The sequence below is a fragment of the Hymenobacter taeanensis genome (genome assembly GCF_013137895.1).
Lineage (GTDB): Bacteria > Bacteroidota > Bacteroidia > Cytophagales > Hymenobacteraceae > Hymenobacter > Hymenobacter taeanensis.
On the sequence record NZ_CP053538.1, the window covers coordinates 3,337,294 to 3,361,565 of the forward strand.

The 24,272-nt window shown below is 57.6% G+C and carries 22 protein-coding genes; 2 read left to right on the forward strand and 20 right to left on the reverse strand.

The features are described from left to right. Positions 1–452: 452 nt before the first annotated feature. Positions 453–1,964, reverse strand: coding sequence for an SDR family oxidoreductase (locus HMJ29_RS14115; RefSeq protein ID WP_171592100.1), 1,512 nt, complete (start codon positions 1,962–1,964; stop codon positions 453–455). Positions 1,965–2,162: 198 nt separating this feature from the next. Between HMJ29_RS14115 and HMJ29_RS14120 the strand changes: the two genes are divergently transcribed. After that, a complete protein-coding gene (locus HMJ29_RS14120) occupies positions 2,163–3,833 on the forward strand; it encodes an ArnT family glycosyltransferase (RefSeq protein WP_171592101.1) in 1,671 nt (556 codons plus the stop codon). A 188-nt stretch (positions 3,834–4,021) separates the two neighbouring features. On the opposite strand, the gene lysA is transcribed toward HMJ29_RS14120, so the two are convergent. The 19 genes from lysA to HMJ29_RS14210 form a co-directional block, all read right to left on the reverse strand. Beyond that, the gene (gene lysA, locus HMJ29_RS14125; protein WP_171592102.1) at positions 4,022–5,164 is read right to left on the reverse strand and encodes a diaminopimelate decarboxylase; all 1,143 of its coding nucleotides are present in this window, start codon (positions 5,162–5,164) and stop codon (positions 4,022–4,024) included. A 372-nt stretch (positions 5,165–5,536) separates the two neighbouring features. Beyond that, a complete protein-coding gene (locus tag HMJ29_RS14130) occupies positions 5,537–6,862 on the reverse strand; it encodes an aspartate kinase (RefSeq protein WP_171592103.1) in 1,326 nt (441 codons plus the stop codon). A 421-nt stretch (positions 6,863–7,283) separates the two neighbouring features. Continuing rightward, positions 7,284–7,793: a hypothetical protein gene (locus HMJ29_RS14135; protein ID WP_171592104.1), complete on the reverse strand. Its 510-nt coding sequence runs from the start codon at positions 7,791–7,793 to the stop codon at positions 7,284–7,286. Between the two features lie 71 nt (positions 7,794–7,864). After that, positions 7,865–8,287: a DUF5958 family protein gene (locus HMJ29_RS20700; RefSeq protein ID WP_366670518.1), complete on the reverse strand. Its 423-nt coding sequence runs from the start codon at positions 8,285–8,287 to the stop codon at positions 7,865–7,867. Positions 8,288–8,400: 113 nt separating this feature from the next. After that, entirely contained in the window at positions 8,401–9,759 is a 1,359-nt protein-coding gene (locus HMJ29_RS14140; protein WP_171592105.1) for a M28 family peptidase, read from the reverse strand. A gap of 169 nt (positions 9,760–9,928) precedes the next feature. After that, positions 9,929–11,167 carry a beta-ketoacyl synthase N-terminal-like domain-containing protein gene (locus HMJ29_RS14145; RefSeq protein ID WP_171592106.1) on the reverse strand — a complete coding sequence of 413 codons (1,239 nt, stop codon included), beginning with the start codon at positions 11,165–11,167 and terminating at the stop codon, positions 9,929–9,931. Next, complete coding sequence (gene bioA, locus HMJ29_RS14150; RefSeq protein ID WP_171592107.1) at positions 11,160–12,491, reverse strand: adenosylmethionine--8-amino-7-oxononanoate transaminase; 1,332 nt, start codon at positions 12,489–12,491, stop codon at positions 11,160–11,162. The genes HMJ29_RS14145 and bioA overlap by 8 nt, the downstream gene beginning before the upstream one ends. A gap of 117 nt (positions 12,492–12,608) precedes the next feature. Further along, positions 12,609–13,232, reverse strand: coding sequence for a dethiobiotin synthase (gene bioD / locus HMJ29_RS14155; protein WP_171592108.1), 624 nt, complete (start codon positions 13,230–13,232; stop codon positions 12,609–12,611). A 129-nt stretch (positions 13,233–13,361) separates the two neighbouring features. After that, a complete protein-coding gene (locus HMJ29_RS14160) occupies positions 13,362–14,069 on the reverse strand; it encodes a DUF2071 domain-containing protein (protein WP_171592109.1) in 708 nt (235 codons plus the stop codon). A gap of 52 nt (positions 14,070–14,121) precedes the next feature. Further along, complete coding sequence (locus HMJ29_RS14165) at positions 14,122–15,282, reverse strand: aminotransferase class I/II-fold pyridoxal phosphate-dependent enzyme (protein WP_171592110.1); 1,161 nt, start codon at positions 15,280–15,282, stop codon at positions 14,122–14,124. Positions 15,283–15,541: 259 nt separating this feature from the next. Then, positions 15,542–16,549, reverse strand: a complete 1,008-nt coding sequence (bioB, locus tag HMJ29_RS14170; RefSeq protein ID WP_171593342.1) for a biotin synthase BioB — start codon at positions 16,547–16,549, stop codon at positions 15,542–15,544. Positions 16,550–16,667: 118 nt separating this feature from the next. Beyond that, positions 16,668–17,219: a sugar O-acetyltransferase gene (locus tag HMJ29_RS14175; RefSeq protein ID WP_171592111.1), complete on the reverse strand. Its 552-nt coding sequence runs from the start codon at positions 17,217–17,219 to the stop codon at positions 16,668–16,670. A 156-nt stretch (positions 17,220–17,375) separates the two neighbouring features. Beyond that, positions 17,376–17,795 carry an inner membrane protein YiaA gene (gene yiaA / locus HMJ29_RS14180; RefSeq protein ID WP_171592112.1) on the reverse strand — a complete coding sequence of 140 codons (420 nt, stop codon included), beginning with the start codon at positions 17,793–17,795 and terminating at the stop codon, positions 17,376–17,378. Between the two features lie 390 nt (positions 17,796–18,185). Then, positions 18,186–19,340 (reverse strand): 23S rRNA pseudouridine(2604) synthase RluF, encoded by a 1,155-nt coding sequence (rluF, locus tag HMJ29_RS14185; protein ID WP_171592113.1) that lies wholly within the window; start codon positions 19,338–19,340, stop codon positions 18,186–18,188. 223 nt (positions 19,341–19,563) lie between these two features. Next, a complete protein-coding gene (locus HMJ29_RS14190; RefSeq protein WP_171592114.1) occupies positions 19,564–19,965 on the reverse strand; it encodes a hypothetical protein in 402 nt (133 codons plus the stop codon). Between the two features lie 99 nt (positions 19,966–20,064). Then, positions 20,065–20,409 (reverse strand): hypothetical protein, encoded by a 345-nt coding sequence (locus HMJ29_RS14195; protein ID WP_171592115.1) that lies wholly within the window; start codon positions 20,407–20,409, stop codon positions 20,065–20,067. Positions 20,410–20,536: 127 nt separating this feature from the next. Next, positions 20,537–21,451, reverse strand: a complete 915-nt coding sequence (locus tag HMJ29_RS14200; RefSeq protein WP_171592116.1) for a WD40/YVTN/BNR-like repeat-containing protein — start codon at positions 21,449–21,451, stop codon at positions 20,537–20,539. 316 nt (positions 21,452–21,767) lie between these two features. After that, complete coding sequence (locus HMJ29_RS14205; protein ID WP_171592117.1) at positions 21,768–22,502, reverse strand: YebC/PmpR family DNA-binding transcriptional regulator; 735 nt, start codon at positions 22,500–22,502, stop codon at positions 21,768–21,770. A gap of 271 nt (positions 22,503–22,773) precedes the next feature. Beyond that, entirely contained in the window at positions 22,774–23,199 is a 426-nt protein-coding gene (locus tag HMJ29_RS14210) for a hypothetical protein (RefSeq protein WP_171592118.1), read from the reverse strand. A 146-nt stretch (positions 23,200–23,345) separates the two neighbouring features. On the opposite strand from HMJ29_RS14210, the gene HMJ29_RS14215 reads away from it, so the two are divergent. Next, positions 23,346–24,263, forward strand: coding sequence for an arginase family protein (locus HMJ29_RS14215; protein ID WP_171592119.1), 918 nt, complete (start codon positions 23,346–23,348; stop codon positions 24,261–24,263). The last annotated feature ends 9 nt before the right edge of the window (positions 24,264–24,272 follow it).

Consider the following 24,272-nt stretch of genomic DNA (forward strand, 5'->3'; position numbering starts at 1 on the left):
GGCTCTCAGATTAATAAACAGAAAGAGCGCAACCCACTGAGTTGCGCTCTTTCTGTTTACCGCTAGTACCCTGTGTGCCCTCGGCTGGAATGCCAACCGAAATTGCATGATAAGGGCTTGCGGGTAGGGAGCAATAAACCAAATTTTCACGGCATGCAGCTACCGCTCAGCGGCAATAAAAAGGGCCGCTTTCGCACCTGTGTGGGGCAACGAAAAACGGCCAGATAAGCTGGTAAAAATAGAAAGAAGTAGGTGGGACAGAGCGGCCCGGTTATAACGAGTAGGTGGAGATATATAACGTTTCGAAAGTATAGTACCCGTAGTGTATGGGCTAATCAAGATCCTCATGCATCAGACTTTAAAATCAGCTGATTGAAAGTGTAAATAACTGTAGATCAGTGTTATTAACGGTCAAAAAAAAGATATCAAGGGTCCTGAATAAACAAAGCTGTTTAGGAAGTAGCTGCGCGTGGCTGGGGTTGGCCTCCCGGAGCAGACGACTCTTGTGTAGCTGGAGCCTCATAGTGCACAATATTTTCAATCATGCCCTTGAAGATGACAAAGTGGAAGGGCACCAGCGAGTACCAGTACATGCGGCCTGCCAAGCCCTCGGGACGGAAGGCGGCGAGCTGCTCTAGGGTGTGGGAGCCATCTTCGTTATCCAGAATGCGGAACTGGAGCCAGGCCTCACCGGGGAGCTTCATCTCGGCGTAGAGGAGCAGGCGGCGGGCAGCTTTATCGGCTACCAGCACGCGCCAGAAGTCGAGCGGGTCGCCGGCGCGGAGCTTGGTGGGGGAGCGGCGCCCCCGGCGCAGGCCTACGCCGCCCACCAGCTTATCGAGGATTCCCCGCACCCGCCAGAGCCAGTCGACCTTGTACCAGCCTCGGTCGCCGCCGATGCTCCAGACATTTTGGAGCACTTCCTTCGGGTCGCGGGTGAAGCGCAACGTCTGGCGGTCCTGGAGCAGGCCGTGCTGCGGAATCTGGATGTGGTCCATGTAGTTGCGGGGCATCACGCCGCTGCTCAGCGCGTCGCTCCAGCTACTCACTACTTCATTCTGGTCGATGCGCTGGAAGGCCAGTTGCACGGCATCCTGGTAGCCCATGCACTCATGGGGCAGCACCTCCGCAATGCTGCGTTTGGGGTCCACTACCGTATCATTACGCAGGCTTTCCACCAGGCTCTGCGCCAGCGAAAAGGTGGTGCTGGTAACCAGGTACAGCCACCACGAGGAAAGCCGCGGGGTGAGCACGGGTACGGTAACAATGTAGCGCCGGTAGCCGCGGGCCTTGGCTAGCTGCAGGAGCATTTCGCGGTAGGTCAGCACATCGGGGCCGCCAATGTCGAAGGAGCGACCCAGGCAAGCGGGGTTATCCAGCACACTGGTGAGGTAGAACATCACGTCGCGGATGCCAATGGGCTGGCAGCGGGAGTTCAGCCAGCGGGGCGTTACCATTACCGGCAGCTTTTCCACTAAATCTCGGATAATCTCAAACGATGCCGAGCCCGACCCAATAATAATGCTGGCCCTGAGCACGGTGAGGGCCGCGTGCTCAGCCTCATCCAGCACGCGCTCTACCGAGCGGCGAGAGCGGAGGTGAGTGCTCAGCGAAGCATCGTTGGCAATGCCCGAGAGGTAAATAATTTGACGCGCTGAGGTGCGGTTAATGAACTCGGTGAAGTTCTGAGCCGAGCGCTGCTCCGAGTCAAAGAAGTTTTTGTCGTGCCCACTCATGGAGTGCACCAGGTAATAGGCCACTTCAACATCCAGGGGCAAGTCTTGCAGGCTGTCGGGTTGTAGTAAATCACCCTGCGCAACGGTAATCTGGGCGCGTAAGCTTTCCGGCAGCACAAAGCGACGCGGGTCGCGGACGAGGCACACCACCTCGTGGCCCGCTTCCACCAGTAACGGCAATAGGCGCTGGCCAATATAGCCGTTGGCCCCGGTGAGCAGAATCTTCATGGCAACGGATGTGGTGGGTGTAATTGTGTAACTGATTTGAGACGGGTTAGTTATGCTGAAGGGGAAGAGCCAGCGTCCCGAGCAATGGGAAGAATTGGGGCCTTGGCTACGTGAACAGCCCCAGTCCCTGCTGCGTGGGTGTGACACGTTTAGTGGCCTAGCGCTTTCTGGCTAACTTCGCCGCCGTTTTCTGTGTACTTGCCAACGCTTTCCGCTATGCCCTTCCCGATGACTTCCCGCCGCTGGCTTTGGCTGTTTCTGCTGATGCTGGGAGCCGCTTTTTTAGTTCAGCTAGGCGCATGGGGACCCCTGGAGAGTAGTGAAGCCCGTTACTCGGAAATTGGCCGCGAGATGCTCACGGGGCAGGACTGGCTACACCCGCGCCTGCTCGGGATTCAGCACTTCCATAAGCCCCCGCTCACGTACTGGCTCACGGCGGCCGGGCTAGGCCTGTTCGGCGAGAACACCCTGGGCGTGCGTTTGCTGCCAGTACTGGCGGTGCTGCTGCAGGTAGTACTTATGTATGGCCTGGGCCTGTTGCTATTCCAGCAAGACCGCGCCCGCGCCCTGGCCGCGGCAGTCATTTACGGTACGCTGCCCGTAGTGCTGATTTCGGTGCTTAACGTAACCACTGATGCGTACCTAGCTACCCTGGAGCTGGCGGCGGCATACGGCATTCTGCGCTACTACTCTGGGGGCGGTGTGCGGTGGCTATACCTGTTTTGGATAGGCCTGGGCCTCGCTTTTCTCACGAAAGGCCCGGTGGGGTTTGTACTGCCCCTGATGGTGATGCTGGGCTTTTATGTGAAGCAAGGGCAACACAAGCGCCCCTTTACGGTGCACCACTGGCTGGGCTTTGGGCTATTCTTGTTGGTGGGGCTGAGCTGGTATTTGTATCTGGTTGCCGAGGACCCGGCCTTCATTCGTTACTTTCTGTATGAGCACACAGTGGAGCGCTTTGCTAACGCGGCCACATTCAACCGGGCCAAGCCGTGGTGGTTCTACTTGGTGCTAGCTCCGGCAACCAGCCTGCCCTGGGCCGTAGCCCTCATTGTGCGGGCCATCCAGACGCCCTGGAACTCGGTGCCGCGGCAGTGGCGCAACGTACTCATCTTTTGGGTGCTGGTGCCGCTGGTGTTTTTCTCGCTTTCCAAGTCGAAGCTGCTGCTATACGTGCTGCCCATTTTCCCCGGGGTGGTACTGCTCACGGTATACTACCTGGGCCGTTGTACCGAAGCCGCGCTGCACCGCTGGTACGTGGGCATCCTGGCATTTTATGGCTTATTACTTGGGCTGTTATGCATGCTGCCGGTCTTCAGTGCGGTATTCCCGTTGGGTATTGAAGTACGGCCCTTCACTGCGGCATATCCCGCCGCCGGAGTAGTGGTAATGGTACTGTTGCTGACGCTCTGGAACCAGGTGCGCATTGCGCCGCGCCTACTGGTATCTACAGTGTTGTTCACGGTTACTCTGCTGCTCACGGCCAAACCTATCATGCAGCAAAATGAGCTAGCCTTCAATGGCAGCCGCCCCCTGGCGCAGTTCATCCGCAACAACCACCTGGAAAACCGGCGTGTGCTGGTATACAATGAACTGTTGCCCTCTCTGGCATTTGAGCTAGGCCAGGTACCCGTTTCGCTTAATGATGGCAACGCCAGCCTCAACCGTGAAACCCAGTTTGAGCCCAATGACACGTGGCACCGCTACCTGCTTTACCTCAACGACCCCAAGCAAGAACCCCTGCTGGGCGGCCTGCTTCTGCAGCAGCCCGTTATGCTGGTGAAAGGAGAAATAAAGCCCGAGCGCCACTGGATGCTCCGCTACTTCAAGCAACAGCAAAAGCTAGGCAAGTGGACGGTGATGTGGTGAGTAGGTGATGAAGCGAATAGGTAATATTGTTAAAAACCCCTACTCCCAGCGCGAACGTAGGGGTTTTCAGTTTTGTCAGGTGTGGTACACACGTCAAAGAAAGATTGCTTTGACACTGGCTGGAGGTGTCACATACTCGCAATGATACCTGCCTTTTCTCCCTAGCACTTTATGACCTTTTCACCTCATCACCGATACAGCGCCTCGGCTTTCTCGCGGAGGTTGTAGCTGGATGACATCACTTCGCCGTATGCGCCGGCGGAGCGAATGGCTACTAAGTCGCCGCGGCGGGTTTCGGCCAGCTGCACGGCTTTGGCAAAGGTGTCTGATGACTCGCAGATGGGGCCCACTACATCGTAGGCCAGAGCCGGGAGCTGGCTGCTGATGTTCTCGATATGGTGATGGCTGCCGTAGAGAGCCGGGCGGATTAGCTCGGTCATGCCCGCATCCAGAATGGCAAAGCGCGTCTGCTGGCTTTCCTTTACGTAGAGTACCCGGCTAACCAGCGTACCAGCCTGCGCCACTACGGCGCGGCCCAGCTCCACGTGTACCTGCTGGCTGGGTCGGCGCACCAAGTGCTGTTCAAACATCCCAAAATACGCCCCGAAGTCTGGAATGGGATTGGTGTCGGGGTGTTGGTAGTCAATGCCTAGGCCACCGCCCACGTTGAGGTGGGGCAACTGATGGCCGCGGTCTTCGAGCCAGGTTTGCAGCTCATTGAGCTTGCGGCTGAGATTGGCAAACACATGCAGCTCCGTAATCTGGGAGCCGATGTGGGCGTGCAGGCCAATCAGCTCCACGTTCGGGAGGCTGTCTAGCCCATCTACCACGCCGGCCAAATCCGACAAACTGATGCCGAACTTGTTGGCTTCCAGGCCAGTGGTGATGTAGGCGTGCGTATGGGCATCTACGTTGGGGTTGATGCGCAACGCTACCCGCGCCGTCCGGCCCTGGGCTGCGGCCAGCTCGTTCAGCACCTGCAGCTCCGGCACCGACTCGGCATTGAAGCAAAAGATATCGGCGGCCAGTGCCCGGTTGATTTCGGCATCAGACTTGCCCACCCCGGCAAACACCACATGGTTGGGCGCAAAGCCGGCCTCCAGAGCGCGCTGCACTTCGCCGCCGCTTACGCAGTCGGCCCCTAGGCCTGCTTGCTGAATACGCTGCAGAATGGGCAGGTTGGAGTTGGCTTTGAGCGCGTAGTGCACCTGAAAGTTGCCCGGCCGCGCTGCCGCCGTCAGGGCGGCCAGCGTTTGGTCCAGCAAGGCTAGATCGTAGTAGTAAAAGGGCGTCGGCTGAGACTTGAACTCCGCCGGAAGTTGAAAAGACATGGTGCAGCTAAGGCAACTGAAAACAAAAACTAGAAACAATTCCCCTCCCCTTGGAAAGGCGAGATTGGGGGTGGTTGATATGGCCTGGAACGATAATTCCAGACTGTCAAGCCGGGCTTGCGATACATCGCCTGTGCTGACGTTGACCGATGTAGAGACGCAATATGTTGCGTCTTGTCGTTGAACGGCAACACCATTACGACTGGCCTAGAACAACCGAGGTAATCAACTTCAGCAACGTAAAGACGCAACATGTTGCGTCTTTACATCGGTCAACGTCATGTCGAGCTTGTGAAACATGACGTTGTGGAGGCATAGTTCAGGCGAGTAAGACTACTTCCTCTTGGTGAAAGAGAGCAAGCCTCTTAAAAATTATCGCTGAAACAAACCAGCGTTGAGTGCCTGAAGGGCGCGGGTTTTATCGTTAGTGTGCACCAGAATGCTGATGTTGTTGGGTGAGCCGCCGTAGCTGATCATGCGCACGGCAATGTCCTTGAGGGCCGCAAATGCCTGGTTGGCAGCGCCGTGGGCATCCTGCTCCAGGTTGCCAACCAAACAAATGATGGTCTGGTTCTCATCTACTTCCACCGAAGCAAAGCGCTGCAGCTCATCTAAGATCAGGGGCAGGCGCGTGGCATCGTCGATGGTCAGAGACACGGCCACCTCCGAGGTGGTAATCATGTCAATGGAGGTGCGGTAGCGCTCAAATACCTCGAAGATGGTGCGCAGGAAACCGTGGGCCAGCAGCATCCGGCTTGATTTCACGTTGATGGCCGTAATACCATCCTTGGCCGCCACCGCCTTGATAGCTTCCGCGCCGGTTTTAGCCGAAATCAGAGTGCCGGGCGCTTCGGGCTGCATAGTGTTGAGCAGGCGCACCGGAATGCCGTGTTGGCGAGCGGGTAGTACGGAGCTGGGGTGCAGAATCTTCGCGCCGAAGTAGGCCAGCTCGGCCGCCTCATCAAACGACAGCTCCCGGATAGGGTAGGTACCCTTCACAATGCGCGGGTCGTTGTTGTGCAGCCCGTCAATGTCCGTCCAGATCTGAATTTCCTCGGCGTTAGCAGCCGCGCCAATCAGCGAGGCGGAGTAGTCGGAGCCCCCGCGCTTGAGGTTATCAATGTGGCCCTGGGCGCTGCGGCAAATGTAGCCCTGCGTGATAAACAGCTGCTCGGCCGCATAAGGCGCTAAGGTGCTGGCAAGGTGCTCCCGGATGTAAGCCGCATCAGGCTCATCATCCACATCAAGGCGCATAAACTCCAGCGCCGGTAGCAGCACGGCGGGGCGGCCCAAGATGCGCGTAACATAGCGGTGCACGAGCAAGGTGCTCAGCAGCTCGCCCTGAGCCAGAATTACCCGTTCGCCATCTGCTGAGAGGGGGGCAGAGGTCAGGTCAAGAATGGACTGAAAGCGCTGGTCGAGGTGCTCGATGGCTTCGTCGGCAACTGCAGGCTCGGGCAGCAGCTCCTGGGCTACGGCGTGGTAGCGCTGGCGCAGGGTCTCCACGTTGGCGGTGGCCGCCGCCACGTTGCCAGCAAATAGTAGTCCCGCAATTTCCACCAGCGCATTGGTAGTGCCCGACATAGCCGACAGCACCACAATGCGGCGCTGCAGGTGCGGCGCATGAATCAGCTCGGCTACTTCGCGCATCCGCTGCGCTGACCCGACGGACGTACCGCCAAACTTTAGAACTTTCATAAACGGTGAAAAACTGGAGAGTAAGAGGCGGAAATGGAGGCCACAGGTTGCGGCAAGTATAGGGATGGACCAAAAAAAGCGCCGGTCCTGGGAGGACCGGCGCTTGCATTCTTATTCGGGTACGACGAACAGGTGCGACGGTCAGATCGGGTTACGTTTCTTCGATTTCTTGACCATCAGCAGGCCCGCATGTAGGCCAGTGGCGTGCTTACACTTCTTTCCCATCATCATGCGCACCCCAGCCACCTGAGCAACAGCCCGCGGCATGGAAACACAGATTGAGAGGGTAGGAGCTGACATCAGCGGGAGAAGTATATGAGCAGCACAGGCATGGTGCTGCCGTTTTGCGGCCGCAAGTAAGGAGTTTCTGTTAAAAACTCCAGCGCTCTTATCAGAAAATTTCCATTCGGGGGCTGGTGGCCTAGCCAGCCAATTGCTTTCTGACCCAGTCAGCAAGCGTTCCTTTGGCGTTTAACTCCACCAAGGAATCTAGGTGCTTATTGCGTTTATTACCGCCAGACTGGTACGCTTTGAGCACCGTCTTAATGCCCTCTGTGTTCAATACCACCGGGTCTTTCACCTCCGGATGTTGGATTTGGTAGCGGGCCCAGCCACCCATAAACAGCAGGAGCAAATCGGGATCTTGAGCCGTCAGGTCGGCCACGTATTTCTGCATTTGCACCGACACATCGGGTGTGCCGCTAATCCACTGAAACAGAAAGCGGTTGGCTTCTCGGCGCTTCTCGGGCTCCTTACTGCTGGGGGTCTTCTCCAGCCAATCCACGGTGGCTACCACTTCCTTGTTGTATTCGGCGTAATCTTCCGGCCGCTGCAGCGTGTAATTAGTAGGTACTTTGTAGGCTGATTGCGCCAGAACTGCCGGAGCCGCCGAAAGCAAAGCAAAAGCTAATAGGAGAGTAAATTTCTTCATATAGAGCGCGAGTGGGAGGGAAGACAGACTCACCAATAGTACCGAAAAAGTACAGTTTCTGCTAATGGTTTTTACTCAAGTTCCTGTGGTAGTAAGGGAGGAAGATGGTGCCATTCATGAGAGCATTGCCTTTGGCACGTATAGGTACGGCGATGAGTGTCCGCAATGCTGAATACGGCTAGCAGAGCTTTGAAAACGTTTGGATATTCAGGTGTGGGTAAAGCAAGAATTTTGGTAAGCGCTAGGTTAAAAGGATGCGCTTTCAGCAAAGCTAACGGGGTAGTGAATGGTCTGGGTGGTTGAGCCGCTATGGCCATTTGCACCATTGTGGGAGTAGGATGACTTTGCTGTACAAAGAGGTTCAACAGCACTAGAGTGCTTTTCTGTGCTTCTATGGGTAAGTCTATGAACCATCGATGAGCCCATGCGCTTGACAGCTGCTGCTGGGCAGCGTAATTTAGAATAGCGTCAGGGGAAAGCTGGTCCATAAACATGGAAACACATTCTTAGTGTAGTGCTGTATCGGCTGGAGCAACAAAAAGCCATCCCAAACAACCCGTGATATTATCTACGGATTGCTTGGGATGACTGTGCTAAAACGACTGGCCTAGCGCACCGGCTTAGGTATTATTGGCAGGCTTTCATGACCTTCTGCATCTACAGATACCACTCCAAAGATGAAGTTATCCTTGCTGTGGGGTAGGTCGGCCTTGGTGTCGGTTACAAAAAACTTCTGCTGCCACTCCGGGGCGCTGGTTTCACGCATCAGTACATAGTAACCCACGGGCTTTTCGCCGGCTTTGGGGGCTTCCCACTTGAGCTGGGTGCGGTTGGTTAGTTCGGCGGTGAGCACGCCTACATTCTCGGGGGCGGCGGGGGCCAGGGCCAGGCTAGCCAGGGTGGCCAGGTTCACGCCGGTGTTTTTGCGCAGGTAGGCGAAGTCCATGAACTTGGCGTAGTCGCCGTACTCGGTACCGTTTTCGGTGCGCAAATCCTGGTGCTGGTGGCGGAAGTCCTCATTCATTTCCGAGAAGCGCACCGCCGTAAAGCCCTGCTGGTTGAAGGGCGTATGGTCACCGCCGCGCAGGAAGCGGTCAGGGCGATACTCCAGCACTACCTCGTGGTTGGGGACATACTGCTTGCAGGCCAGGCGCGAGTAGCGGGCCAGTTCCCGGGAAGGTGAGTCGTTTTCGGAAGAAAGAGTGCGACGCACGCGGGCCTCATCGGCGGTTTCAGTGGCGGGCACGCCCTCACTAAACACGCGCAGGTGGGTGTCGTCCTTCATCTCGGGGTCGTGGCCCGAGGAATTGCCCATGATATCGTTGTTAAGCATGGCCACCAGATTCCAGCCCTCGGCCTTGGCGCGCTTGGCCAGGTGTGTAGAGCCGTACAGGCCCTGCTCTTCGCCCTGCACCGCCACGAAGATGATGGTGGCGGGGTACTGGTGTTGCGACATCACGCGAGCCAGCTCCATTACAGCCACGGTGCCCGAGCCATCATCGTTGGCACCGGGTGCATCGGCGGTGGCATTCATCACGTCGGATACCCGCGAGTCGATGTGGCCACTCACGATAAACACGCGCTTGTCGGTGGGGTCGGTGCCGGGCAGGGTAGCCATTACGTTAGCCATCACTACGGGCCGGTTGATGCGGCGGCCATCGGGCTTGATGGTGAAGGTGTCCTGTTCTACTTTGAGGCGGCCGCCGTTGGCTTTGCTGTATTTTTTAAACTCATCCTCCACCCAATTGCGGGCCGCCCCAATGCCGCGCTTTTTGCTCTTGGTGTCGGAGAGGGTGTGGCGCGTACCGAAGCTCACGAGCTTATCAATATCAGAGCGCAGGTTCTTTTCGGAGATGTCCTGCACCATTTTCGTGATGACGGGGTCGGGGGTGGTGCTTGGTTGGTTCTGGGCGAAAGCCGGGGCCGAGAGGCCCAGCGTTAACAGGAACGGAGTAAAACGACGCATGCAGATATGAAGGAGGTTAAGACGGGGTACAGACGCAGACTAGCGCTAACCGTTGCGGGCGGCTACTGGTGTAGAACAATTAGAGCTGTAAATACGCACCGTTTTGTGGTATTATTTTCATTAATCTGTTAAATAAATGCACCACAACCAACCAAAATGGCAATACCCCCTACTGCAGCGCCACCACTACGCTAGCCGCATTACCACCAAACCCAGCCGCATTTACCAGAATGCGGCGGAGCGGCCTGACCCCCGATACCAAAGCTAAATCGGTGGGGAAAGGTGGTGTAGGCCACTGCTGGGTTTCCAGCACGTGCAGGGCAAAGTCGAGGCTCAATGCCGCAGAAGCCCCCAGCGTATGCCCAATCAGCCACTTGTTAGACAGCAGAAGCGGCAGCTCATCCCCAAACACTGTCCGCAGAGCAGCCCGCTCCGCCGCGTCGCCGGCTGGCGTACCGGGGCTGTGCAGCACCACGGCGTCTACCTCAGCCAAGTCGCAGCCAGCTTGGCCTAACGCACTGCGCATGGCTTGCTGAAAGTGCTGGCCATCAGCGGAAAGGCCGGTTTTGCTGCCAATAGCCTCAAAGCCGAAGCCCACACCTTCCAGCACCGCCACCGGCTGGTGGGGCTGCTCAGCCAAGCTGGCAGTAGATATTTTCTCTAGCGCAAATACGGCGGCCCCTTCTCCCAGCACAAACGTAGATGGCTTGCCCGCCCCCGGCCGGCAGGGAAAATCGGCGGCGGCAAAGGGCGAGTAGATACCGATGGCCTGCATTTGGGCCAGAGTGAAAGCGGTGAGAGGAGCCTCGGTGCCGCCGGCCAGAAACCGCGTGGCCATGCCCGCCCGCAGCCAGGCTGTGGCATTCCCTAGGGCTTGAAAGGCACTGCTACAAGTGCTGGAGTGGCTGAGGCTGGCGCCACCGGTGCTACCCGCATCGTAGGCCACCCAGCTAGCCACGTTGCCCAAAGTGGTGAGGGGCGATGCGGGCACGGGTACGGAGCCTTCCCGCAGAAACTCCGCATGGAACTCCTCTAGCCGGCCCGTAGCGCCCCGGCTGCTGCCTATGCTAACGGCTAACTGGTTGCTGGTTGCTGGTTGCTGATTGCCAGGGGCTGGAATTCCGGAAGAAGTGGGCCAGCCAGCGGCAGCACTAGCTTGCCGGGCTGCCAGCAGGCCTAGCAGCACGGTGCGGTCGAGTTGGCGGTAGGCGGGTTGGCTGCGGCGAAGCTCCTGAACCGCCGCTTCTGCGGCGGTGGGCAATGCCGCTACGGGTATACTGTGTAAGCCAAGCTGGCGCGGGGTAAAGGGAGAGGCGGCACTTAGCCCATCCAGCGACTGGCCTAGCGCCGACACGCGTCCGCGCCCCCGAATGACGATGAGCTCCTGGGGCGGAAGTGAATTAGTCATGCAGGTATTCGGGCAGGGTAAGAGCGGGAGCGAAGTTGAGGACCAGCTCACGCATGGCGCGCAGCACAGTATAGAGCAGGTCTAGCTCCTCATTGGTGGTGCAATAGGGCGGGAGCAGGTATACCACGTTGCCGAGGGGGCGCAGCACCACGTTATGCTCCAGGGAAAGCTGATAGAAGCCGTCGCGGAGGCGGCTGAAGTAGCTGGTGTCTTCGCCGGGGTCGTACTCCACGGCTAGCACTGTGCCCAGGTGGCGCACCTCCCGGATGCCGGGCTGGCCTTCCATCTCCTGCCGGAAGGCCGCGTGTGCCGTTGCAATACGGGCCCGCTGGGCGGTGCACTCGGGGGCGCGGGTAAGCGCCAGGCTGGCCAGCGCGGCGGCGCAGGCTACGGGGTTGGCGGTGTAGGAGTGGCCGTGGAAAAGGGCCTTCATCAGCTCACTGCTCAGGAAAGCCTCATAAATAGGTGCCGCGCAAGTAGTGAGGCCCATGGCCATGGTGCCGCCGGTCAGGCCCTTGGAGAAGCACATAATATCGGGCTGCTCGGTGAGGTAGTCGGTGGCAAACAGGTGGCCCAGGCGACCAAAACCGGTCATTACTTCATCGGCAATGCACAGCACGCCGTGCTGGTGGCAGCGCCGGATCATCTCATCCAGCACCTCCGCAGAGTAGGTGACCATGCCGGCCGTACCCAGCATTAAGGGTTCAAAGATGAAACCCGCCACGTCGGGCCGGCTAATGAGAGCATCTAACTGGCCTAGTACCTCCGCCTCGCGGCCGGGTACGGGCACGTCAATAAACTCTACCTGAAACAGGAGGGGCCAAAACGGCGCGGTAAAGGCCCCACGGCTGCTCACCGACATGGCCCCGAAGGTGTCGCCGTGGTAGGAGTTGCGGAAGCAGATGAACGTGCGGCGCTCGGGCTGCTCCCGGTTGTGGAAGTACTGCAGTACCATTTTCAGGGCTACTTCCACGGCCGTAGAGCCGTTATCGGAGTAGAAAACGCGGGCCTGGTTCTGCGGCAGAATCTCCAGCAGCTGCTCGGCCAGCTCTACGGCGGCGGGGTGCGTGAAGCCCGCAAACAGTACGTGCTCCAGGGTTTGCAGCTGCTCGCTTACGCGCCGAGCAATGTGGGCGTTGGCGTGGCCGTGCAGGTTTACCCACCACGAGGAAATACCGTCGAGGTAACGGGTGCCGTCTTCGGCAATGAGCCAGCTGCCTTCGCCGCGCACAATGGGCACGGGCAGCGGGGCGGTTTGCATTTGGGTGTAGGGGTGCCACAGTACGGCGTGGTCCCGCTGGGCGAGGGAAGTAGGTTGGGGCATTACGGGTGGCGCCGGAGTTGCCGGCAGCTACAAAGCTACAACCAGTAGGGCCGACGACGGTTCAACGACGGTTCCCGCAGTGGGCGCAGAGGTTTTCGCAGAGTACGCTGAGGCGTTCTACACGGTGGTGAACCACGCTCGGAAAACCTGGGCGTACTGGCCTACTACTTCTGGTGTAATGGCCGGCTCCAGTCGCACCCGGGGCATCAGAGGCACGCCAGTGTGCTGGCTGATAAACTCCTCCGTGGCCTGGTTGGGTTCTCCATTGAATACAAGGCCACGTACACGAATGCCGCGGGCCTGCAGGGCCTCCAGGGTAAGCAGCGTGTGGTTGATGCTGCCCAGATAATTGCGCGATACTACCACCACCTCTAAACCCAGATGTAGCACCAGATCGGCTATCAACAGGCTCGGTGCCAGCGGCACGAGCAGGCCACCCGCGCCTTCTACCAGCAGATGGTTTTGCGTTTCTGGTAGCTCAAAATCCTGGAGTTGAATGGTGAGGCCTTCAGCAGCGGCGGCGGCGTGCGGAGAGGCGGGCATCAGGAGGCGATACTGCTCGGGGAAGAACGTGCTGACTGTATTCTGGACCAGGCTGCGTACAGTGCCCGCGTCGGTAGTGGGTTCCAGGCCTGCTTGCACGGGCTTCCAGTAGTCGGCCTGCAAGGCTTCAGTAAGAATAGCCGACACGAAGGTCTTGCCTACGTCGGTGCCGATGCCGGTGATGAAAAGACGTTCCAAGGGAAAAGAAACTCGAAGCTAATGGGGTAAGATGTACTCGTGGGGAAGGTAGCTCTGCAGTTGTAGCACAGGGGGCGTACAGACAAAAACAGCCCATAGCGCTGTCTCGCACGCTGCGTGCTATGGCGACTATTTATCGGCTACACTATGCCACTCGTGCTCCACTTTTGTCATCAACAACGCATTGTCGAATTTGATGGAGCCAGCTGGGAAGATTGTGCTGTCAGCAAAGAAGCTCGATTGTACCTCACTCACTGCAAGTGGCTTCACCTGCCAGTTGTAGGTTTTTAACTGCAAGCCGTCAAACTTGCTTCCGTTGGGAGAATAGCCAATAGCGCCCTTTTCAAAGAATTCTGACACGTTTTCGAGCGTTTCAAAAATTGAATCCTTGGTGAAGTGTTCCACTTCTTTGGCGTCGATTGAAATACTTGTTTGGTCTGAGCTCGTGAAGTCAATGTGGTAATCGAGGCCTGTCTCGCGCACATTGAAGTTTGCCAGGTAATGTTTACCCGGAAACAAGCGCCCACCCACAACGGCATTCAGCTTCAAGGATGTATCGCGCCGCGGAATAAAAACGCCTTCCTGCGTTCTGCCATCCTCGTCCCATTCCACAGCAATCCGGTGGGCCCCATTTTCAGAGGAGATGCCTAAAAAGTCAGGCAGCCCCTTCGGCTTGATGTTCTTTAGGCGGATCAGGCAAATGCCAACAATAGCTTTCCATTTATAAACTTTTGGCCGGAAGGGAGCAGGCAGGATCTTTGCCACATCCTGTGGGTCAGCGGTAAAATTGATCAGGATTCTTCTATCAATAATGCCGTGGATTGTTGGGATGCGCATAGTGGTAAATAGGTAGTAAGACCTGTGGTTAACAACTTATATCTACAGAAGTCTATGCATTGTCGGGCTCAGCATTTTTCACGGCTTGGCTTAGTACTTCAGTCAAAGCATCCATCTGCTCTTTCGTGTTGTAGCTGTGCACAATAAGCCGCAGCCGCTCCGTGCCCACCGGCACCGTTGGCGACACGATGGGGCGCACATCGAAGCCGGCAGCCTGTGCTGCGGCTGCCACTTGCCGTACGTGGGTGGGGCCGGGGCTTTCTGTAAAAAACACCGGGTGAATGATGTGGCTTTTCAGCGGCACCCGTAGGCCAGGTACCGCGTTCAGCTGAGCTTTCAAATAATCGGAGAGGGCGAAGAGCTGTTTCCTTTCCTCGGTGAGCGTAGGCAGCAACTGGTAGGCCGCCGCTAGGCCAGCAACGGTAAGCGGCGGCAGGGCCGTAGTATAGATAAAGAGGCGGCTGAAATTCAGCAGATAGTCGCGCAGGACGGCGGCACCGGCAATGGCGGCGCCCTGACTGCCCAGGGCTTTCCCGAAGGTGAGGATACGGGCAAAAACGGCATCCTCCAGGCCCAGCTCCGATACCAGGCCTTCGCCCAGGGGGCCGTAGATACCATTGGTGTGGGCCTCATCTACCACCAGATACAACCCGTGCGCCTGGCAAAGTGCGGCCAGCTCTGGCAGCGGCGCCATGTCGCCATCCATGGAGTACAAGGCTTCCACGGCCACAAATACGGCACCAGTGGCTCGCACTAGTTTCCGCTCCAGGTCCTGCAAGTCGTTGTGGCGGAAGCTCCAGGCGGTGGCAAACGAGGCCCGGATGCCGTCTTTTACCGAAGCATGGGAAGCCTCATCGTACAGGATAGTATCGCCCCGGCGTGGCACCGCCCCGAAGAAGCCCATGTTGGCTGCGTAGCCTGAGTTGAACAGCAACGCTGCTTCGGCCCGGTGGAAACTGGCTAGGGTAGTTTCCAATGCTTCGGCCGCTGCTGAGTTGCCTGTCAGCAGCCGGGAGCCCGTGCTGCCGGCTGGTTCATCTGCCGCCTGTTGCAAGGCCACCCGCACGGTGGGGTGCTGGCTCAGGCCCAGGTAATCGTTGGAACTGAAGTCGGCTAGGCCAGCCGCGGGGAGGGTAAGCTGGCGCCGGGTACCATCAGCGTCTCGCTGGGCGAGGTGCTGCGCGAGGCGCTGATGGAGAGGGGAAGTGGGCATAAGGGGTGAACTAGGCTAAAACTAGTTCCCCCCTTCGGTGAGGAGGGGCTAGGGGTGGTTGAATGGCCTAAAATGATTATGCCAAAACGGTCATACAGAGCTTGCCGAGACATCTCGCGTGCTGATGTTACCAGAGTAACTCAACGAAGCGGTAGAGATGCTTCGGCTGCGCTCAGCATGACGGTCCCTGTAAACAAGGAATGCCAGCCACCTCTAGCCCCTCCTCATCGAAGGGGGGGAACTAGTTTTCAATACTAGATTAAGCTACTACAGGCGCAGCTTCTTTGCCCAGCACCATAGCACCTTCGGGTACGTCTTTAAACGACTTACGGGGCGTGAGGCCGAGCAGAGCAAACATCTGCTTGTCGGCGTCGAAGTCGGGGTTGGGAGTAGTCAGCAGCTTCTCGCCCGAGAAGATGGAGTTGGCACCGGCCAGGAAGCACAGGGCCTGCTCCGTTACGGGCATCTCTTGGCGGCCAGCCGAAAGGCGCACCATGGTGTGCGGCATCAGGATGCGGGCCGTGCCGATCATGCGCAGCATTTCCCACACGCTCACGCGGGGCTGATCGGCGAGGGGTGTGCCCTCCACGGGAACCAGCGCATTCACCGGCACCGACTCAGGGTGGGCGGGCAGCGTGGCCAGGGTGTGCAGCATGGCAATGCGGTCCTCGTCGGTTTCGCCCAGGCCAATGATGCCACCCGAGCAAACCGAGATACCGGCCTTACGCACGTGCTCCAGCGTGTTGAGGCGGTCATCGTAGGTGCGGGTAGTAATGATTTCGGAGTAGTGTTCGGCGCTGGTGTCGAGGTTGTGGTTGTAGGCGTAGAGGCCGGCCTGCTTGAGGCGCTCCGCCTGGTACTCGTTCAGCATGCCCAAAGTGCAGCACACTTCAAGGCCCAGGCCATTCACCTGTTCCACCATGCCTAGCACACGGTCGAAGTCACGGTTGTCGCGGATTTCGCGCCACGCGGCGCCCATGCAGAAACGGGTGCTGCCGGAGTCTTTGGCGCGTTGGGCCGAGGCCAGGACCTCAGCATCGGGAAGAAGTTTGTGGGCCTGCACGCCGGTGTGGTAGCGCGCCGCCTGGGGGCAATAGGCGCAGTCCTCGGGGCAGCCGCCGGTTTTCACGCTCAGCAGGGTGCACACCTGCACTTCACCAGTAGCCTGGGTTTCGGCATGAATGGCCGCCGCCTTGGTCACCAGTTCCAACACGGGCAGGTTATAGATAGCTTTTACTTCGTCGAGGGTCCAGTCGGTGCGAATCATGGGGGTGGGGAGGAAGTCGTTTCTGGGTTTCTGGTAGGGGGTAGAGGCTGAAAACAGCCATCCGCAGGCAGCTAAAGCTACGCCGCGGGCTGCAAGATACATGAGAAGCGGGTTTTCGCTAGGCTTCCAGCTGCCGAATCACGCGGCACGGGTTTCCCACGGCTACCACGCCCGCCGGAATATCCCGCGTGACCACGCTGCCCGCCCCAATTGTGGTACCCGCCCCAATGCTCACGCCGGGCATTACCAGTACCCCCGCGCCCAGCCACACATTATCACCAATGGTAATGGGCCGGGCAAACTCCCAGCCCGCAATGCGGGACGCTACCTCTACAGGGTGCGCCGCAGTTGTCAAAACTACGTTGGGGGCAATGAATACATTGTCGCCGATGGTAACGAGGGCGCAATCCAGAATGGTGAGGTTGTAGTTGGCGTACACGTTGCGGCCCAGCCGGATGTTGTGGCCGTAGTCGCAGCGCAATGGAGCCTCCAGATGGGCATCGGTTTCTTGGCCCAGCAGTTCGGCGAGTATCTGTTTATTCAGGTGCACTGGCTCCTGGTTATATCGGTGGCACAGCTCCTTGGCCTGTAGGCGTTCCGCTACCAGTTGCGGGTCATTGGCTTGGTATAGCTCGCCCGCCAGCATCTTCTCTTTCTCGGTCCTGTTCATCAGCGGCAAGGTAATACCTCACCCCCGCCCCTCCTCGGGAAGAGAGGAGAGGTAATGAGGTATGAAGAATGACCAGTGGTTCAGCAGTAATGGCTAATTGCTTACTGCTTATTACCCCGCGTCGGTCGGAAGAGAGGGGCTGGGAGCAAGTTTCCGCTAGGCCAGTGCCTTCTGCGTGGCGGCAGCAGCTGGCTCTGAGCTGCGGTTGTCGCGGGTGTTTTTCTGCACGGCAATGGCCCCAAACAGGCCTAGCATGAATGACATGGCGTAGAAGCCTTTTTCGCTCAACAACAGGTTGGCGTTCCAGAGGCCTACCGCCAGCAGCAGTACCGCCGAGAGGGTAGCAAACCAGCACAAACCGTAATAGATGCCCGTTACGGGCACGCCCTCCAGCTGGTCGCGTACACTTTTTTGCAGCGATACAGCGCTGAACAGGCCGTACAGTAAGATGGCGAAATAGTAGCCTTTCTCATTAAGAAGCATGGAGGCATTCCACAGGCCCACAATATAGGCCACCATGCCCGTTAGCAGGGCAAACCAGGAAGCAGCAACGAAGGCATTGGAGGTTTTCCGCATGATCTGTTCCAACCGCGGGGAATGCACTGTTGCGTTTCAGAGTACCTCTCTGCCGCCCTAGCACCAATACTTACTGGCCTAGAAAGGTGTGTCCCGGGTTGGATGATGCAAGGATGCCGGGTTTTGGGGGCAAGCGAAAGTCAGAAAGCGCAAATTCTAGACTTTTGCTATGCCAGGCCAGTCATGAGAGTAGCTAGCAAAACGGCGCTCCTGATTATGTGAAAAACTCCCTTGTGCATGATATAGGCATCATATGTACCGCCTATAGCCCAAATCAGTAGAGCTATGCACAGGGCTTTATCGTCGAAAATTAGACTTTATAGCAGGAGTTAAAACACACAAAAACGGGCCACTCTAAGTAGAGTAGCCCGCTATGTAAGAGGGAGATACTTAGGAGCGTTTGCCCGGCCGACTTGCGCCGCGCGTACCACGGCTGCTGGTTTTGCCTTTAGCTGGCGCGGCAGGCCCTTTTGCTCCTTTACCGGCAGCGGCACCACGTGGCCTAGTGCCAGCTCCCGCAGCTCGAGGGCCCGCAGGCCGGCTCGACTTGCCAAAGCCCGGGCCATCGGGGCGGATGCCGGTGGCTGGCCCGGGTGGGCGGCCAGGGCCCGTAGGCCACTCCGTGGCGTCGGAAGGAGCAGGAGCGGTAGGCTTCTTGGCAGCACGGCCCACGGCTCGCTTGCTGGTGGGCTTATCTACCCAGGCCCCGGCGAGCTTGGGCTGCCCAGGTGCTACGCCTGCCAACGGCGCCGATGATTTACGCGTGGGGCGCTCGGCCCAAAACTCAGCGGAAGAGGGGCGCTTGCGACGGCGAGAACCAGAGCCGTCGTCGGTGCCGGCCGAGTCTTTGATCATCTCGAACAGCACCTTCAGCTCCTTCTCCTTCAGCTCGCGCCATTCACCCACGCCCAGGCCTTTCACGTTGATGTTCATCACCCGGATGCGCTCCAGCTGCACCACCTCGTAGCCAAAGTACTCGCACATGCGGCGGATCTGGCGGTTGAGGCCCTGCACCAGAATAATCCGGAAGATGTAGGGCGTTTCCTTGGTCACTTTGCAGGGCTTGGTCATCACGCCGCCCAAGGGTACGCCGTTGGCCATAGCCTCAATAAACTGCTCGTTGATGGGCTTATCCACCATCACGATGTACTCCTTCTCGTGGTTGTTGCCGGCGCGCAGGATTTTATTGACGATGTCGCCGTTGCTGGTCAGCAGAATCAGACCCTGGGAGTCGCGGTCGAGGCGGCCGATGGGGAAGATGCGCACTGAGTGCTTGATGGCCCGGATAATGTTATCCTTGATGCCGGTGTCGGTGGTGGTGATGATGCCCGGGGGCTTGTTGTAGGCAATGTACACGGCATCTTCCTCGGCACGGGGCTCAATAAGGTTGCCGTTTACCACCACGCGGTCTTTGCTGGTTACCTGGTCGCCGATGCCGGCGCGCTTGCCGTTCACGAACACGTTGCCCTGCTCGATGTGGCGGTCGGCCTCCCGGCGGGAGCAGACGCCACTTTCACTGATGTATTTATTGAGACGGGTTGCCATGAGGTGAGTATGCTAAGCGAAGGAAAACAACAGCCCGCCGGCCCAGAAGGTGCCGGCGGGCCGCAAAGATACGCCAGAAGTAGGTGGGAGAAGCGCAGATAAAAGAAGAGCTGCCCGAAACGGTTTTACGTGCTACACACGCACCTAAGTAGCTCTTTTTAAGCTGCTTGCAAGAGCCAATTAATTGCTACTGCTAGCTACCGCAAATTTTTTAGTGAAGCTACTACTCTTGAAATAAGGGTATCAGCAGTATGAATATAATTGGGATGAACACCGCCGAACAAATGAGCAGGGGCTTCCAGGTCTTTTTAGTTGGGTAGCCTTCTTTGCTGCCTAGTATCTTATCAGAATACGCATTCAAGATTAGTCCGCCTGCCAATCCAATTCCTAACCCTAAGCCGCTACCACCGGGCAGGTCGGGCAACGCGGCTATTATCAGCAAGATGATGAGCATTCCCCCAATGCTTCCCCACAAGGCAAGGCGTGCGGCTTCCCGATTCCCTGTAACTTTGAAATTCTGGGCAAGTAAAGCCCCGCCAGCTATCGGGGTAAATAAAATTGAAAAAATGCGAATTGCTCGGGCTGAATAGAGGGAGGGCTTAGGGGTGTCAATAACAGACTCCATATAATGCGTTCAGAGATAGGGAAGAGTGGAATTATATTGGCCAAAAGTAAGATTCTTATCTTTTCTTAACTAGCGAGCTACAATAGTAAAAATGCAAAATTAGCCCGCAACGAAATACCGCTGAATGGCATCGTTCAGTTCAGCGGGTAGCTGAGTGGTGGCCTGAGCTTTGAGCGAGATAGGCTCGGCCGCCTCAGTAGGGGTATAGGTGCCGTTGCTTTGGTTGAACTGCAGCTTGCCCTGCTGAAACTCGCGCTGCTGCTCATACTCGTCTTTGTGCATCGCCACAAAATCCAGCTTATCAAGTGTGTGGCTGGCCTTATGGAATTGAAGCCAGAAGTACACCTTGGCGGGGTCGTCGCTCTGTACATCTAACAACTTGATCTCAATGAGAGAGAATGCATTAGCTTCGAGGAGGAAGAGCGTTTTATAGGAGATAGGCATGGAACAGGAGCAGTTGGTTGACGCCCAAAAGTAGCGGCTGAAATACGTGCCGAAGGCCCGCAAAGATAAGCCTGAGTATAGGGAGCAGATTAGTAAAATGGGGCTAAGTGGCCTAGAACCTGCTTCCTCACTTTACCGTGACTTTGAGCAGCGTTCTGCCGGCAACAGCGTAGCCCTGCTGTGGAGTGTAGAAATGGGCAGTTGTCACACGCGAAATTTCTGGAAATTCTGTGCCCGTCCAGGTTTTCCCGCCGTTGGTGGTTTGGCCAACTGCCGCGTATTGAACGGGGAAGTCGCCGCCAGTAGAGTGCCCGCCGCCCCATAGTAAAGCCGAGGATACAGTAAGGCTGTTCACCTTGGAGATAGATATAACCGGGCTCTGCACTTCCTGCCAGGAGGCTCCGGTGTTATAAGTGGTAAACGCCTGACTGTAGCCTAGAACATAGTAGCCCCGTTCATTGGAAAAGGCTAGGTCATTAACATAGTTGTAGCTAACCACTGTTTTCGACGGCCACGTTGCGCCTGCATCGGTGCTTTTTACAAGCTGGGCACCGCCTCCCGTGTAAAAGCCCGCGTTATCAGTGAATACAATTTTAGAAAAGGAGTTGCCTGCGGTTTCTACCAACTGCCAGCTAAAACCAGCATCGGTACTGCGGAAGAGCCCCGCTGGGGAGCCATTAGCTGCGATAAACAAGCTCCCGTTCTTATTCATCGCAATCGAGACTATCTCGTTTTGGCTGCCTGTGTATACCTTATGCCAGGTAGCGCCGCCGTCATCGGTTTTCAGCACTATACCACCGGGTGGCACACACCCAGCCCCGCCACAACCGCTTTTGCCCCCCACGGCGTAGCCCGTTTTCTGATCCGTGAACAGGAGATCAAATAGCGGCTGATCCGTCAGGGCAGGGATGTATTGCGCTAACCAGGTAGCCCCCTGGTCTTGAGTGCGGTAAATTTTACCCTCGTAAGTAGTGGCCAGGCCAGTAGATTCTGATAGAAAGAAGATGCTTGTAATACCTACCGGAAGGGTGATACTGGCCACAGAAACTTTAAGGGTGTTGTTCTCGAAAGGAAGCCTAGTCGAAGTCAGCTCCGCCGTCGGCTCTACCTCCTGGTTTGCCTTATTGCAACTGCTCGCAGCCATGAATAGTGTAAAACCAAATAGTAGCAGTTTATTCATCTGGCTAGAGCATAAGTTGAGAGAGGATAAAAAGTAAAGGCAAGAGCCACACTGCGCCATTAAAGTTGCAAAGCTTTAAAGCTTACGTTGGGTAAAAAAACGCGGCTTGCTCCATGTGAAGCAAGCCGCGTTCAGGTACTACCAGCTGAGAATAACCCCCTGGAGTAGTGGCCTAGGCCTAGCCGAGTGTGTGGTACACGGCCTGCACGTCATCGTCGTCCTCGAACTTCTCGATGAGGTTCATCACTTCTTCGAGCTGCTCGCCTTCGAGGTGCACCGTGGTGTTGGGCACGCGCTGGAGCTGAGCCGATACCACGTTCAGTTGCTTTTCTTCGAGGGCTTTCTGCATCTGGCCGAAGTCAGTGAAGGCGGTTTCTACTACAATGTACTCCTTCACGTTGCCATGCTCGTCTTCCTCCTGGTCGGCGTACACGTCTTCGGCGCCGGCGTCAATCAGTTCCAGCTCCAGCTCGTCGAGGTCGAGGCCTTCGGCGGCCAGCTTGAATACGCCCTTGCGGGTGAAGGTGTAGTCACTGGAGCCGGCGGTGCCCAGGGCGCCGTTGCCGCGGTTGAAGTACATGCGCACGTTGGCCACGGTGCGGGTGGGGTTGTCGGTGGCGGTTTCAATAACTACGGCCACACCATGGGGCGCGTAGCCCTCATATACCACTTCCTGATAGTCTTTTTCCTCGCGGGAGCTGGCGCGCTTAATGGCGGCTTCCACGCGGTCTTTGGGCATGTTTACGCCCTTGGCGTTCTGGATGGCGGTCCGCAGGCGCGAGTTGGTATCGGGGTTGGAGCCCGATTCCTTCACGGCCATCACGATTTCCCGGCCGATGCGGGTAAAGTCTTTGGACATCCGGTCCCAGCGCTTCATTTTGCGGCCTTTGCGGAATTCAAATGCGCGTCCCATCTATGGTGAATTTGTGAAGTTGTGAAATAGTGAATGTTCGTTCGGCGCGGGTGGGGCCGAAAGGGGCCGCAAGTTAGCAGAAAGCCCGGGCGGGCGCAATTACCAGACTTCCGTGAAACAGCAGGCCGGAGTAAAAGTCTGGAAGGAGTACCGGGTAAGAGTTCAAGCCTGCCTACGCTCAGCTTTGCGAAGGCTCCCAGCCGCAACCAACCATAAGGCTGGTGCACCAGGCCAGTAGGCCAGGTGAAGGCGCGGTTCCTCGCTGCCGGGCTTATTGTACGCGCAGGGTGTAAATACCCGTATTGCCAGCTGGGTAGCCTATGAGCGTGAGCGTAAGAAGCCGGGCGGCCGGCTGCAGCCGAAACGTACCCTGATCAGTACGAGGCTGCCCCTTTTTATCGGTGTAGCTGAACGTGATCCGGTCACCGGTGAAGGTGAAGCGGCCATCCTGGTCAAACGACATGGTGCCGCCGTTGGCCGCCAGCTTCAGGCGCTTTTGGTAGGTGCCATCGGGGCGGAGCGTGAGGGTGCCGCCCACACCCTGGGCCGCCATTGGCTCGGCGCTGGTTGCCTTGTCCTGAATGGAATAAGAGAGGTAGGTGTACGTGGAGAAGAAGGAGGGCGTAACCCTTGGGATGGTGGTTGGAGCCCGTTGGGCAACTGCCCCCGCATAACTAGCCAGTAAGAGCGTGAGCAAAAGAACACAGCGTATCATCCCGAAAGATACTACTTGCCACCTTGCTGGAGTGGCCTGGGCAGGAAGGTGGCAGTAGTTGGAACACAGTAGAACAGCATCGTGCCGGAATCTGCTACATTTCCGGAGCCAACCTACTTGCTTGTGCTATGGCTACTTTCCTGAGAGAACTGATACAGCCTGCCACTGACCTGCCAGAAGCTGATGTGTGCCTGGTAGGCCTGCCCCTCGATTTTGGAACGGTGCTGGAGGGTGGCCGGGCCGGAGCTACGGGAGCCCCTGATGCCATCCGGCGTGAGCTGCGCCGCTACCACAAAACCTATAATCTGGAGCACAACGTGCGCCTGGAGGGGCTGCGCATTGCTGACGCCGGCAACCTTTCCCTGGGCCACCCTGAGCACACTACAAACCACCAAACCATTAGGCAGGAGCTAGCCCGGCTGCTAGGCCAGTACCCGCGGGTAGTGGTGCTGGGCGGCTCACATGATGGCACCTACAGCACCGTGCGTGGCCTCTCCGATGCCCACGAAGGCCAGGCTGTGAGCGGCATTAACCTAGATGCTCACGCCGACGTGAAACATAAGCCCGACAGTATAAGCAGCGGTACCCCCTTCGGGAAGCTACTGCGCGAAGGAATTCTGACGGGCGAGCGGTTCACCGAAATAGGACTGCACTCCAACCTCAATACCTGGGAAGACATTGATTTCCTGCACCAGCAAAGCGCCCACATTGTGCCACTGGCCCACGTGCAGACGGATGGGATGCCCGAATACATAAACCGCGCCCTGCGGCGCCTGGAAAGCCCTGCCTTCGTGAGCTTTGATATGGATGGCTGCGCCGAGGCTTATGCGCCGGCCGTATCGGCACCCAGCGCTGATGGGTTCACGCCACGTCAAGCTACGGAGGCAGCATTTCTGGCGGGGCGCAGTGAGAAGGTACACCTGTTTGAGGTAGTGGAGCTGAACCCCATCTTCGACCGCGACAACCAAACGGCCCGCCTGGCGGCTACCATCATTGCAGCCTACCTGACTGGCCTAGCGGCCGGTAAACAGGCCTGGGCCGTGTGAGCAGGAAGC